9 protein-coding genes are annotated in these 13,262 nt (G+C 76.8%); all 9 read left to right on the top strand.

Annotation, left to right across the window (positions count from 1 at the left end; all coding sequences use genetic code 11):
* Window positions 1–48: 48 nt before the first annotated feature.
* The 9 genes from BMZ33_RS04260 (at window position 49) to ligA (ending at window position 13,259) form a co-directional block, all read left to right on the top strand.
* Window positions 49–828: an electron transfer flavoprotein subunit beta/FixA family protein gene (locus BMZ33_RS04260; protein ID WP_091108231.1), complete on the top strand. Its 780-nt coding sequence runs from the start codon at window positions 49–51 to the stop codon at window positions 826–828.
* 38 nt (window positions 829–866) lie between these two features.
* On the top strand, window positions 867–1,832 hold the full coding sequence (locus tag BMZ33_RS04255) for an electron transfer flavoprotein subunit alpha/FixB family protein (protein WP_091108229.1): 966 nt from the start codon (window positions 867–869) through the stop codon (window positions 1,830–1,832).
* A 70-nt stretch (window positions 1,833–1,902) separates the two neighbouring features.
* Window positions 1,903–3,354 carry an MFS transporter gene (locus BMZ33_RS04250; RefSeq protein ID WP_091108227.1) on the top strand — a complete coding sequence of 484 codons (1,452 nt, stop codon included), beginning with the start codon at window positions 1,903–1,905 and terminating at the stop codon, window positions 3,352–3,354.
* Window positions 3,351–4,541 (top strand): cysteine desulfurase family protein, encoded by a 1,191-nt coding sequence (locus BMZ33_RS04245; protein ID WP_091108225.1) that lies wholly within the window; start codon window positions 3,351–3,353, stop codon window positions 4,539–4,541. The genes BMZ33_RS04250 and BMZ33_RS04245 overlap by 4 nt, the downstream gene beginning before the upstream one ends.
* Window positions 4,541–5,608: a tRNA 2-thiouridine(34) synthase MnmA gene (mnmA, locus tag BMZ33_RS04240; RefSeq protein WP_091108223.1), complete on the top strand. Its 1,068-nt coding sequence runs from the start codon at window positions 4,541–4,543 to the stop codon at window positions 5,606–5,608. Before BMZ33_RS04245 ends, mnmA begins: the two co-directional genes overlap by 1 nt.
* Window positions 5,609–5,763: 155 nt before the next feature.
* Window positions 5,764–7,644, top strand: a complete 1,881-nt coding sequence (locus BMZ33_RS04235) for a bifunctional metallophosphatase/5'-nucleotidase (RefSeq protein WP_091108221.1) — start codon at window positions 5,764–5,766, stop codon at window positions 7,642–7,644.
* Window positions 7,645–7,686: 42 nt separating this feature from the next.
* Entirely contained in the window at window positions 7,687–8,715 is a 1,029-nt protein-coding gene (locus BMZ33_RS04230; protein WP_091108219.1) for a methionine synthase, read from the top strand.
* A 55-nt stretch (window positions 8,716–8,770) separates the two neighbouring features.
* Window positions 8,771–10,978 (top strand): peptidase M16 family protein, encoded by a 2,208-nt coding sequence (locus BMZ33_RS04225; protein WP_091108217.1) that lies wholly within the window; start codon window positions 8,771–8,773, stop codon window positions 10,976–10,978.
* A 91-nt stretch (window positions 10,979–11,069) separates the two neighbouring features.
* Window positions 11,070–13,259 carry an NAD-dependent DNA ligase LigA gene (ligA, locus tag BMZ33_RS04220; RefSeq protein ID WP_091108215.1) on the top strand — a complete coding sequence of 730 codons (2,190 nt, stop codon included), beginning with the start codon at window positions 11,070–11,072 and terminating at the stop codon, window positions 13,257–13,259.
* Window positions 13,260–13,262: the final 3 nt, after the last annotated feature.

Genomic DNA, 13,262 nt, shown 5'->3' with positions numbered 1-13,262 from the left:
GGCCGTGGCCCGCGTCCCCCATGACCGATCGCGGAGGTAGGTCTGGCGATGAACATCGTCGTTCTGGTCAAGCAGGTACCCGACTCCGGCACCCAGCGCTCGCTGGACCCGTCGGACAACACCGTCGCCCGCGCAGGAGCGGACAACGTCATCAACGAGATCGACGAGTACGCCATCGAGGAGGCGCTGCAGGTCAAGCAGGCCCAGGGCGGCGAGGTCACCATCCTCACCGTCGGCCCGGCCTCGGCGACCGACGCGATCCGCAAGGCGCTGTCGATGGGCGCCGACAAGGCCGTCCACGTGACCGACGACGCCATCCACGGCTCGTGCGCGATCCAGACCTCGGCGATCCTGGCCGCGGCGCTGCAGCAGCTGGACTACGACCTGGTGCTCATGGGCGCGACCTCCACCGACGGGCAGGTCGCCGTCATGCCGGCCCTGCTGTCCGAGCGCCTCGGCATCCCGCAGCTGTCGGGCGCGCAGAAGCTCACCGTCGAGGGCTCGACGGTGAAGGTCGAGCGGCAGACCGACGGCGGGTTCTGGGCCCTGGAGGCACCGCTGCCGGCGATCGTGTCCACCTGGGACACCATCAACGAGCCGCGCTACCCCTCCTTCAAGGGGATCATGGCCGCCAAGAAGAAGCCGGTGACGACCATGTCCCTCGCCGACCTGGGCATCGACCCCTCCACCGTCGGCCTGGCCACCGCCACCAGCGCGGTCGTCGACGTCACCGGCCGCCCGCCCAAGGGCGAGGGTGTCAAGGTGACCGACGAGGGCGACGGCGCCCAGAAGCTCGTGGGCTACCTCGTCGAGCAGAAGCTCGTCTGACCGGCCGGCGATCGCAGCGAAGAGGAGACTGAACACCCATGGCAGAGGTCCTGGTCCTCGTCGAGCTGAACCCGGCCGACGGCACCGTCCGCAAGGGCACCCTGGAGGCGCTCACCGCCGCACGTGCGCTCGGTGAGGTCTCGGCGGTCGTCGCCGGCGGCCCCGGCGTCGCCGCCGGCGCCCGTGACCGGCTCGCCGAGTACGGCGCGGCGAAGGTCTACGTCGCCGAGTCCCCGGAGATCGACGAGTACCTCGTCGCCCCCAAGGCCGAGGTGCTCGCGCAGCTCGTGGCACAGGTGTCGCCGGCCGCCGTCGTCATCCCCTCCTCCCCGGAGGGCCGCGAGGTCGCCGGCCGGCTGGCGCTCAAGACCGGTAGCGGCTTCCTCACCGACGTCACCGAGATCGCGCCCGACGGCACCGCCACCCAGGTGGTCTTCGCCGGCGCCCAGATCGTGCACTCGAAGGTGACGGTGGGGACGCCGATCTACACGCTGCGCGGCAACTCCGTGACCCCCGAGCCCGCGCCCGCGGCCGGCGAGCAGGTGCCGGTCGAGGTCAGCCTGTCCGAGCAGGCCAAGCAGACCCGCGTGGTCGACAAGGTCGTCGAGCAGAAGAGCAACCGGCCCGAGCTCACCGAGGCGGCGATCGTCGTCTCCGGTGGCCGCGGCGTGGCCAGCGCGGAGAACTTCTCGATCATCGAGGGCCTGGCCGACTCCCTCGGCGCGGCCGTCGGCGCCTCGCGCGCCGCGGTCGACTCCGGCTTCTACCCGCACAGCTTCCAGGTCGGGCAGACCGGCAAGACCGTCAGCCCGACCCTCTACATCGCCGTCGGCATCTCCGGTGCCATCCAGCACCGCGCCGGCATGCAGACCAGCAAGACCATCGTGGCCGTCAACAAGGACCCCGAGGCCCCGATCTTCGAGCTGGCCGACTTCGGCGTCGTCGGCGACCTGTTCCAGGTCGTCCCCGCCGCCACCGAGCAGATCGCCTCCCGCAGGGGCTGAGCAGCAGGTCGCCCGTCGGGCGCCGGCCCCCGCGGGGGCCGGCGCCCGACGTGTGTCAGGAGGGGGAGGGGTGCACGAGGCGACGCCCGGCGTGTTCGACCGCCGGTACCGGCTGACGACGGCCGGCCTGCTCACCCTGGTCACCTTCATCGCCTTCGAGGCGATGGCCGTGGGGACGGCGATGCCGACGGCGGTCCGCGATCTCGACGGGCTGGCCTGGTACGGCTGGCCCTTCAGCGCCTTCCTCGTGGCCTCCGTGTTCGGCATGGTCGTCGGCGGGGACACCGGCGACCGTCGCGGCCCGCGGGCGGCGCTGCTGGCCGGGGTGACGGTGTTCGCCGCGGGCCTGCTCGCCGCGGGGCTCGCCGGCAGCATGGCGCTGTTCGTGGCCGCCCGCGCGGTGCAGGGCGCCGGCGCGGGGCTGATCGCGGTCTCCCTCTACGTCGTCGCCGGGCAGGCCTACCCCGCGGCGGCCCGGCCGCGGCTGTTCGGGGCGATCTCGGCGGCCTGGGTGCTGCCCGCGCTGGTCGGCCCGCTGGCGGCGGGGCTGGTCACCACGCACGCCGGCTGGCGCTGGGTGTTCCTGGCGCTGCTGCCCCTGGTCGCGGCGGGCCTGGCGCTGGTCCTGCCGGCGCTGCGCACGCTGCGCGGGCCGGGGGAGGGCAGCCGGGTCCCGGCCCCCGCCCGGCGCTGGTGGGCGGTCCTGGCCGGCCTGGGCCTGGCCCTCCTGCAGTACGCCGGGCAGCGCCGGGACGGCCCGGCGCTGCTGGTCGCCGCCGTCGGGCTGGCCGCGCTGGCCGCCGGCCTGCGGCCGCTGCTGCCCCGCGGCACGGTCCGCGCCCGCCCGGGGCTGCCCACCGTGGTCGCCTCGCGCGGCCTGCTGGCCGGGGCCTTCTTCGGCATGGACGCGCTGCTGCCCCTGGCCCTCACCGAGCTGCACGGCGCCGGTCCGACCGCCGCGGGCGTGCCGCTGACGGCCGGCGCGGTCGGCTGGGCGCTCGCCTCGCAGCTGCAGGGCCGCCGTCCCGGGGCCTCGCGGCTGGTGCTGCTGCGCGCCGGCTTCCTGCTGCTGGCCACCGGCACCGCGGCCACCGCCGTGGTCGCGGCGCCGGTCTCCGGGGCGTGGCCGGCCTACCTGACGTGGGCGGTCGCCGGCCTGGGCATGGGCCTCGGGATGCCCAGCGTCGGGGTGCTGCTGCTGGAGCGCTCGCCGGAGCACCGGCGCGGCGCGGACTCGGCGGCCTTCCAGATCGCCGACGTCGCCGGGTCGGCCCTCGCCGTCGGCCTGGTGGGCGTCCTCGTGGCCGCGGCGACCGCGGGGGTGCTGCCGCTGGCGGCCGCGGTCGTCGTCGCCACGGCCGTGCTCGCCGGGCTGGCGCTGCTGGGCGCCGCGGTGTGCGGCCGGGCCGGAGGCGGCGGCGCGGAGGACGACTACCCTGGCGGCGGAGGCGGACGCACGGCCGCGAGGGTGCAGGACGAGGCGGGCGCGGAGCCGGTGGACGCCAGCGAGGAGGGCAGGTGACCTACCTCGACCACGCGGCGACCACCCCGGTGCTGCCCGAGGTCCTCGCCGCGGTGACCGAGCAGATGGGCCGCGTGGGCAACGCCTCCTCGCTGCACGCCGGGGGCCGCGCCGCCCGCCGCGCCGCCGAGCAGGCCCGGGAGCGGCTGGCCGAGGCGCTGGGGGCCCGCCCGTCGGAGGTGCTGTTCACCGGCGGCGGCACCGAGAGCGACAACCTCGCGCTCAAGGGCCTGTTCTGGGCCCGGCGGGAGGCCGACGCGCGCCGCCGCCGGCTGGTGGTCAGCCCGGCCGAGCACCACGCCGTCCTCGACAGCGCCGAGTGGCTGGCCAAGCACGAGGGCGCCGAGGTCACCTGGCTGCGGCTGGAGCCCAGCGGCCGGGTCACGCCCGAGGCGCTCACCGAGGCGCTCGGCGACGGGTCCGACGTCGCGGTGGCCAGCGTCATGTGGGCCAACAACGAGATCGGCACGGTGAGCGGCGTCGCCGCGCTCGCCGAGGCCGCCCACGCCGCCGGGGTGCCGCTGCACACCGACGCGGTGCAGGCCGTCGGCCAGGTGCCGGTCGACTTCGCCGCCAGCGGCGCCGACGCGCTCACCCTGACCGGGCACAAGCTCGGCGGCCCGATGGGCGCCGGGGCGCTGCTGCTGCGCCGCGACGCGGAGTGCACGCCCCTGCTGCACGGCGGCGGCCAGGAGCGCGACGTCCGGTCGGGGACCCTCGACGTGCCCGTCATCGTCGGGCTGGCCGTGGCCGCCGGCGCCGCCGTCGCCGGCCGGGAGGAGCGGGCCGGCCGGCTGGCCGCGCTGCGCGACCGGCTGGTGGCCGGGGTGCTCGAGCAGGTGCCCGACGCCCAGCTCAACGGCGCGCCGCTCGACGACGTCGTCGCCGGCGGCCCGGGCCGGCTGCCCGGCAACGCGCACCTGTCCTTCCCGGGCGCCGAGGGCGACGCGCTGCTCATGCTGCTCGACGCCCGCGGCATCGAGTGCTCCACCGGCTCGGCCTGCAGCGCCGGCGTGGCCCGGCCCAGCCACGTGCTCACCGCCGTGGGGGCCGGCGCCGCGCGCGCCCGCAGCTCGCTGCGCTTCAGCCTGGGGCACACCTCGACCGGCGCGGACGTCGACGCCCTGCTGGCCGTGATCGGGCCGGTGGTGGAGCGCGCCCGGCGGGCCGGGATGGGACGCCGCTGATGCGGGTGCTCGCCGCGATGAGCGGGGGCGTGGACTCCGCGGTGGCCGCCGCGCTGGCCGTCGACGCCGGCCACGACGTCACCGGCGTGCACCTGGCGCTCTCGCCGGACCGGCAGACCCTGCGCAGCGGCGCCCGCGGCTGCTGCAGCGTGGAGGACGCGCACGACGCCCGCCGGGTGGCCGACGAGCTGGGCATCCCGTTCTACGTCTGGGACCTCGCCGACCGGTTCCGCGAGGACGTCGTCGAGGACTTCGTGGCCGAGTACGCGGCCGGGCGCACCCCCAACCCCTGCCTGCGCTGCAACGAGCGGATCAAGTTCACCGCGGTGCTCGACCGCGCCCGGGCGCTGGGCTTCGACGCCGTCGTCACCGGCCACCACGCGCGGCTGGCCGACGGGCAGCTGCGCCGGTCGGTCGACGCGGCCAAGGACCAGTCCTACGTGCTCGGCGTGCTCACCGCCGAGCAGCTGGCGGGGGCGCGCTTCCCGCTCGGGTCGACGACCAAGGAGCGGGTCCGCGCGATCGCCGCCGAGCGCGGCTTCGCGGTGGCGACCAAGCCCGACTCGCACGACATCTGCTTCATCCCCGACGGCGACACCCGGGGCTTCCTCACGCGCCGGCTGGGGGCCGCGCCGGGACCGGTGGTCGACGCCGCCACCGGCGCGACGGTGGGCAGCCACGAGGGCACCCACGGGTTCACCGTCGGGCAGCGGCGCGGGCTGGGCCTGGCGGTGGGTGACCAGCGGCCGCGCTACGTCCTGTCCATCGAGCCGGTCACCCGCACGGTGACCGTCGGGACGGCGGAGCTGACCGGCGTCGACGTCGTCCGCACCGGGCCGCCCACCTGGACCGGCCCGGCGCCGGCGCTGCCGCTGCGCGCGGAGGTGCAGCTGCGCGCCCACGGCACCCCGGTGGCCTGCACGGTGGACGCCGCACCCGACGGCGGGCTGGTGCTCACCCTGGCGCGGTCGGAGCGCGGCGTGGCCCCCGGGCAGTCGGCCGTGCTCTACGCGCCGGACCCGGTGCGCGGCGACCTCGTGCTCGGCCAGGCGCCGGTCACGCGCTGACCCCCGGAGGTCACCGGGGCGTCACCGGCCGGGCCTGGTGCCGGACGGGTCCGTCACCTAGCGTGTGCGGCGAGCCACTCCCCGAGCAGCGCCACGCGGCTCGGCTCCCGACCGCCGGTCCCGGCGGTCGGGTCCGCACGTCCTCGGAGGACTCCTTGCGCAGATCGCGCTCCACGCTGGCCGCCGCAGCCGCGGTGGCCACCACGGCCGGCATCCTGGCCGCTCCGGCCGCCCAGGCCGCGCCGGGGGACGGCGCGGGCGGCCTGCCGGTCCAGCTCGTCGCCATGAACGACTTCCACGGCCGGATCAGCCCGCAGACCGGTGGCGACGGCGAGCTGGTCACCTCGCCGGGACCGGACGGGGACTACGCGACCGCCGCCGACAACGTCGTCGAGAAGGTCGGCGGCGCGGCGAACGTCGCGACCACCCTCGCCGACATCCGCGAGGACTGGGGCGGCCCGGCGAGGAACACCTTCTTCGTGGGCGCCGGCGACCTGGTCAGCGCCTCGCCGTTCAACTCCAGCGTGTTCAAGGACGAGCCCACCATCGAGGTGCTCAACGCCCTCGGCCTGGACTTCTCCGCGGTGGGCAACCACGAGTTCGACCGCGGCCAGGACGAGCTCTACCGCATCTCCGGCGCCACCGACGACACGTTCTCCGACGACGTCGAGGCGTGCGAGGGCATCACCCCGGGTGTCGACGGCTGCTTCGGCGAGGGCGAGCACGCCTTCGAGGGCGCGCAGTTCCCGTACCTGGCGGCCAACGTGACCGACACGGCCACCGGCGAGCCGATCCTCCCGCCGTACGAGGTCGTGCGGACCACCGGCAACCGGGAGGTCGGGCTGATCGGCGTCGTCACCGACGACACCCCGGACATCGTCGCGGCCGCGGGCATCGCCGGCCTGGAGTTCGGCGACGAGGCCGAGGCGGTCAACCACTACGCCGCCGAGCTGCAGGGCAAGGGCGTCGAGGCGATCGTCGTCATGGTCCACGAGGGCGGCACCCAGGGCGCCGGCGGCGGCTACGACCGCTGCGTCGGCGACATGGCCGGCACCCCGGTCGGCGCCATCAACGCCGCCGTCGACGCGTCCGTCGACGTCATCGTCAGCGCGCACACCCACGTGCCCTACGACTGCGTCCTGCCCGACCCCGCCGGCGACCCGCGCCCGGTCACCCAGGCCGGCTTCTACGGCAAGGCGCTGACCGACATCCGGTTCCGGATCGGCAGCGACGGCGACGTCGTCCGCGAGACCGCGACCGCCACGAACGTGCCGGTCCGCCAGACCGCCCCGGACCCGGCGGTCCAGTCGATCGTCAGCTACTGGGAGGCCCGCGCCGCCGAGGCGGGCGACGTGCCGGTCGGGCAGCAGGCGGCCGACCTGGACCGGGCGTACCGGTCCGGTGCCCCGGTCCGTGACTCGGAGTCGTCGCTGGGCAACCTGGTCGCCGACGCCCAGCTCGCCGCCGTCCCCGGCGCCCAGGTGGCGTTCATGAACCCCGGCGGGCTGCGCGCCGACATCAACTGCGCGTCGGGCACGCCGGCCGGGACCATCACCTACGCCGAGACCTTCGCCGTCCAGCCGTTCAGCAACACGGTCAACAGCGTGCAGCTGACCGGGGCGGCCATCGAGCAGGTGCTCGAGCAGCAGTGGGCCACCCGGAGCGGCTCGCCGAGCTTCCTGCAGCTGTCGGTGTCGGGTCTGACCTACTCCTTCGACCCGCGCCGGCCGGTGGGCGACCGGATCGACCCGGCGTCGATCCTCGTCGGTGGGCAGGCGTTGGACCTCGGCGCCTTCTACACGGTGGTGGCCAACTCCTTCCTCGTCGAGGGCGGGGACGGCTTCACCGCCTTCCGCACCGGCCGGGTGCCGGACACGACCGCGGCCACCGGGCCCAACGACGTCGACGCGTTCAACGCCTACCTCGACGCGCAGCCCGGTCCGGTCGCCCCGCCGGCGCTCGACCGCGCCGTGTCGCTCGACCCGGCGCAGCCGTTCGACGACGACCTGTCCGGTCGGGGGCCCTGCACCGTCTGACCCCCGGGGGTGCCGCGGCGGCGCCGGACTACCGTCGCCGCCGTGGCGTCCCCGACCGAGCCCAGCACCGAGAACACCGACCCGAGGCCGGCTCCCGCACCGTGGGGGCCGGCCTCGGGCGTCGGGTCCCTGCCCGGCACCGACCCGGCCGAGGCCCTGCGCGTGGTGCTCGGCGAGCTGCCCGGCCTGCCGCACCTGCCCGAGCTGCCCGCCCGGGGCGCCGGCGCCGACCTCCTCGGCCGCAGCGCGGCGCTGCTGGTCGACCTGGCCGTCGACCTGACGCCGGCCGGCTGGCGCCTGGTGCCGCGCGGGGGCGTGGACCTGCGCCGGGCGCAGGAGTTCCTGCTGCGCGACCTCGACGCCGTGCACGAGGTCGCGGGCACCCACGACGGCCCGTTCAAGGTGCAGGCGGCGGGCCCGTGGACGCTCGCCGCCGGGCTGGAGCGCGAGCGCGGCGAGCGGGCGGTCGTCGACCCCGGTGCCCGCCGCGACCTCGGGCAGTCGCTGGCCGAGGGGATCGCCGCGCACGTCGCCGACGTCGCGGCCCGCGTGCCCGGCGCGCGGGTGGTCGTGCAGCTCGACGAGCCGTCGCTGCCCGCCGTCCTGCAGGGGTCGCTGCCGACGGCGAGCGGCTTCGGCCGGCTGGCCGCCGTCGAGGCGGCCGTCGTGCAGGCCGAGCTCGCCGCGGTCGTCGAGGCGCTGCCCGGACCGGTCGTCGTCCACTGCTGCGCCTCCCGCGCGCCGCTGGACCTGCTGCGGGCCGCCGGGGCCGGCGCGCTGTCGTTCGACCTGGGCCTCGTGCAGGACCTCGACGCGCTCGGGGCCGCCGTCGAGGCCGGCACGCACCTGCTGCCCGGCGTCGTCCCCGGCACCGACGCGCCGCTGCCGGCGCCGAAGGCGACCGCCTCCCGGCTGCAGGGCTGGTGGCGCGAGCTCGGGTTCGCGGCCGACGCGCTGCACGAGGCGGTCACGCTGACGCCCGCGTGCGGGCTGGCCGGGGCCAGCCCCGCGTACGCCCGGGCGGCGATGACCCACGTCCGCGAGGCCGCGAGGTACCTGGTGCCGGAGTGACGGTGCGTCGGCGCGTACGTGCGCCGGGTGAGCGCCGCCCTCCTACGCTGCCGCGGTGCGCCAGCTGACCGTCGACGGCATCCCCGTGTTCGTGGCCGACGGCCCGCCGCCCCTGGCGGCCGGGCTCGTGTTCGGGGTCGGCCGCCGCGACGAGACCTTCGTCCGGGGCGGCATCACCCACCTCGTCGAGCACCTGGCCATGGGCGCCCTCGGCCGGACGACGGTCGAGACCAACGCGTCGGTCGACCTCGCCGTCACGGAGTTCACCGCGACCGGGGCACCCGAGCGGGTCGCCCGGGTCCTGGAGACCGTCTGCACCGCGCTCGCCGACCTGCCGACCGACCGGCTCGCGGTCGACGCCGACGTGCTGCGCAGCGAGCGCGGGCTGGCCGCCGCGCCCGACACCGCGGTCCTCCTGGGCGAGCTCTACGGCGCCTCGGGGCCGGGGCTGGCGTCGATGCGCGAGCCGGCGCTGCGCGCGGTGACGGCCGACCAGGTGCGCGCCTGGGCCCGGCGGTGGTTCGTCGCCGGGAACGCGGCGCTGTGGCTGGTCGGCCCGGTGCCCGCGGAGCTGTCCCTCCCGCTGCCCGGTGGCCCGGTGCCGGAGCGGGCGCCCCAGCTGCGCCGCGACCTGCCGACACCGGCCTGGACCGAGCTGCCCGTCGACGAGCGGGTCGCGGTGGCCGCCGAGCTACCGCGCGGCCCGGCGGACGCGGCCACCGCCGGGATCCTGCGGGCCCGGGTGGAGGAGGAGCTGCGCTCCCGCCGCGGTGTCGCCTACGCCGTCGAGCTCGACCAGGTGCCGGTGGACGCCGGACGCCGGGTGGTCGTCCTCTCGTCCGACGCGCGGCCGGGGGAGGAGGCGGTCGTCGCCCGGCTGCTCTGGCGGGAGGTGCAGCGCCTCGCCGACGAGGGGCCGCAGCCGGCGGAGCTCGACCACGAGCGGGCGCTGGTCGCCGAGTACCTGGCCGACCCGCGGTCGGACGCGGACGAGGCGCGGGCGACGGCGCGCGGCCTGGTCACCGGCTCGCCCGTCACGACCGGGGCCGAGCTGCGCGAGGAGGCGGAGCGGCTCGACGCGGAGCAGGTGCGCGCGGTCGCCGCCGCTCTCCGCGACGCCGCCGTCCTGGGGGTGGCCGCGGGCACCGAGGCGCCGGCCGGCCTGCCCCGCCTGCCGCAGTGGTCGGCCGACCGGGTGACCGGCCGGGTGTTCCGCCGCGCGCGGCGCTCCGGCGCGCCGCGGGGCGCGGAGCTCGTCGTCGGGCCGGAGGGTGCCGGCGTCGACCTGGGGGAGGGGCGGCTGCTCACCGTGCGCTGGGCCGACGTGATCGGGCTCGTGCGCTCCCCGGGCGAGGAGTGGACCCTCGTCGGACGCGACGGCACCGGCGTCCCCCTCGTGGCCGCGGACTGGCGGGACGGCACCGAGGCCGTGGAGCTCGTCCGCGCCGCCGTCCCGTCCGAGCTGCAGGTGACCGACGACGAGGTGCACGACCAGGACGGGGTCCTGCTGCTGCGGGTCCCCGTCCACCGCGTGCGCGAGGCGGTCGGGACGTCGCGCGACGCCGTCTCCCTCGTGGGCGACGGCGAGTGGACGCTGGTCGCACCCGACGGCGCGCGCTCCGCCGAGGCCCGGGCGCTGCACCTCGGCGCGGCCGGGCCGCGGACGACGGCCCTGGTCCTGCGCCGCTCGCACGCCGACCTGGAGTACGTGCTGTACCGGGGCGGGCGGGAGGTCGACCGGCACCGCTGGGGCGTGTCCCCCGGGGACCCCGACCTGCTCGCCAGGGCGACCGGCCGGCCGGTGCACGCCGTGGCGGGGGTGCTGGCCGACACCGGCGCCCCGGAGGCGGTCCTCGCCCGGTTCGCCGCCCTGCTCGGCCTGGCCGGCCGGCCGGCCGGCGTGCTGCCCGACCTCCTGGCCGGCCGGGCGGTCGAGGGCCTCGAGCGGGTGGAGGGGCGCGGCGCCGTCCAGGGTCTGCGCGCCGCCGTCCGCGGCGACTTCGCCCCGCCGCCCGGGACGGGTGGCGCACTCGAGCGGTACGCGCGGCTCGGCCGCACCCGGCCCGCCTGGTACCGGGCGGTCAACGCCGTGACCGGCCTCGTCCTCGCCCTGGTGGCCTGGGTCCTGCTCGCCGACGGCCGGGTCGCGCTCGGCGTCCTCGCCGCCCTCCTCGCCGTGTGCTCGCTCGCCGAGGTGCGCCCGCCCCGCCGGGACGCCGGACCTCCCGGGTCGCCGCCCGCCGCGGTGACGCCGACCGGGTGAGCGAGCCGTCCAGGCGCGGGGACGTGCGCCCGGACGGGTGGCGCCCGCGCCGCGGCGTTCCGCTGTCCCACCCGCCGGATACCGTCGCGCCGTGAGCACCGACGCAGCCGAGGTCGACGTCCCGCAGGTCGACGCCGTGGTCGACCGGGCCGACGTCACCGAGGTCCCCGACGACGCGCGGACCCGCCACCGCGACCTGTCCGAGGAGCTCGACCGCTACGCGTTCGCCTACTACGTGCAGGACGCGCCGCTGGTCAGCGACGGCCAGTACGACGAGCTGATGGGCGAGCTCACCGCGCTGGAGGCCGCCCACCCGGCGCTGGTGACGCCGGACTCGCCGAGCCAGAAGGTCAACGGCGGCTTCACCGCCACCTTCGCCCCGGTGCGGCACCTGGAGCGGATGCAGAGCCTGGACAACGCGTTCACCGGCGACGAGCTCTCCGCGTGGGCCGGCCGGGTGGAGCGCGAGGTCGGCTCCGCGGCGGTGTACCTGTGCGAGCTGAAGGTGGACGGCGTCGCCGTCGACCTGGTCTACGAGCAGGGCCGGCTGGTGCGCGCGGCCACCCGCGGGGACGGCGTCACGGGGGAGGACGTCACCGCCAACGTGCGCACGATGGACGACGTCCCGCAGCAGCTCACCGGTGACCCTGACGACGGCACCGTCCCGCCGCTGCTGGAGGTGCGCGGCGAGATCTACTTCCCGGTCGCCGGCTTCGCCGACGTGAACGCGGGCCTGGTCGAGCAGGGCAAGGCGCCCTTCGCCAACCCGCGCAACGCGGCCGCGGGTTCGCTGCGGCAGAAGGACCCGCGGGTCACCGCCTCGCGGCCGCTGCGGCTGGTCGTGCACGGCCTCGGCGCCCGGGAGGGCTTCGCGCCGGAGCGGCAGTCGGCGGCCTACGCCGGGCTGCGGGCGCTGGGGCTGCCGGTGAGCGACCGGTTCGAGGTCGTCGAGGACCTCGAGGGCGTGTGGGCCTACATCGAGCGCTACCGCGAGCAGCGGCACTCGGTGGAGCACGAGATCGACGGCGTGGTGGTCAAGGTCGACCAGGTCGCGCTGCAGCGCCGGCTGGGGTCGACCTCGCGCGCGCCGCGCTGGGCGATCGCCTTCAAGTACCCGCCGGAGGAGGCCACGACCAAGCTGCTCGACATCCGGGTCAACGTCGGGCGCACCGGGCGGGTCACGCCGTTCGCCTACATGGAGCCGGTCAAGGTGGCCGGGTCGACCGTCCAGCTGGCCACGCTGCACAACGCCAGCGAGGTGGAGCGCAAGGGCGTGCTCATCGGTGACACGGTCGTCATCCGCAAGGCCGGCGACGTCATCCCCGAGGTGCTCGGCCCGGTGGTCGCCGCCCGCACCGGCGACGAGCGCCCGTTCGTGATGCCCACGCACTGCCCGGAGTGCGGCACCGAGCTGCGGCACGAGAAGGAGGGCGACGCCGACATCCGGTGCCCCAACGCCCGGTCCTGCCCGGCGCAGCTGCGGGAGCGGGTGTTCCACGTCGCCGGCCGGGGCGCGTTCGACGTGGAGGCGCTGGGCTACGAGACGGCGATCGCGCTGCTGCAGGCGCAGCTCATCGAGGACGAGGGCGACCTGTTCGCCCTGGACGAGGAGAAGCTCGCGCGGTCGTCGTTCTTCACGCGCAAGAAGGACGCCGGGCTGACCGCCAACGCCCTCAAGCTGCTGACCAACCTGCAGCACCGCAAGGACGTCCCGCTGTGGCGGGTGCTGGTCGCCCTCTCGATCCGGCACGTCGGCCCGACGGCGGCGCAGGCGCTGGCCCGCGACTTCCGCTCGCTGGACCGGATCGCGGGTGCCGGTGAGGAGGAGCTCGCCGCGGCCGACGGGGTCGGCCCGACGATCGCGCGGTCGGTGCTGGACTGGTTCGCCGTCGACTGGCACCGCGGGGTGGTGGAGAAGTGGCGGGCCGCCGGGGTGCGCATGGCCGACGAGGGGGAGGACGCCGGGCCGGGGCCGCTGACCGGCGTCACCGTCGTCGTCACCGGCTCGCTGCGCGACTTCAGCCGCGACCAGGCCATCGCGGCGATCCAGGAGCGCGGCGGCAAGGTGACCGGCTCGGTGTCGAAGAAGACCGGGTTCGTCGTGGTCGGTGCCGACCCGGGCGGCAAGTACGACAAGGCCGTGCAGGCCAAGGCGCCGATCCTCGACGACGACGGCTTCCGCGTGCTGCTCGACGACGGACCCGACGCAGCCCGTGCGGTGGCGACGATCGGCGACGACAGCGAGCCGGCGGCCGCGGAGGAGCAGCCGGCGGGGGATTGACCG

The sequence above is a fragment of the Geodermatophilus dictyosporus genome (genome assembly GCF_900115505.1).
GTDB classification, from domain to species: domain Bacteria; phylum Actinomycetota; class Actinomycetes; order Mycobacteriales; family Geodermatophilaceae; genus Geodermatophilus; species Geodermatophilus dictyosporus.
This window is presented reverse-complemented; position numbering and strand designations above follow the sequence as displayed.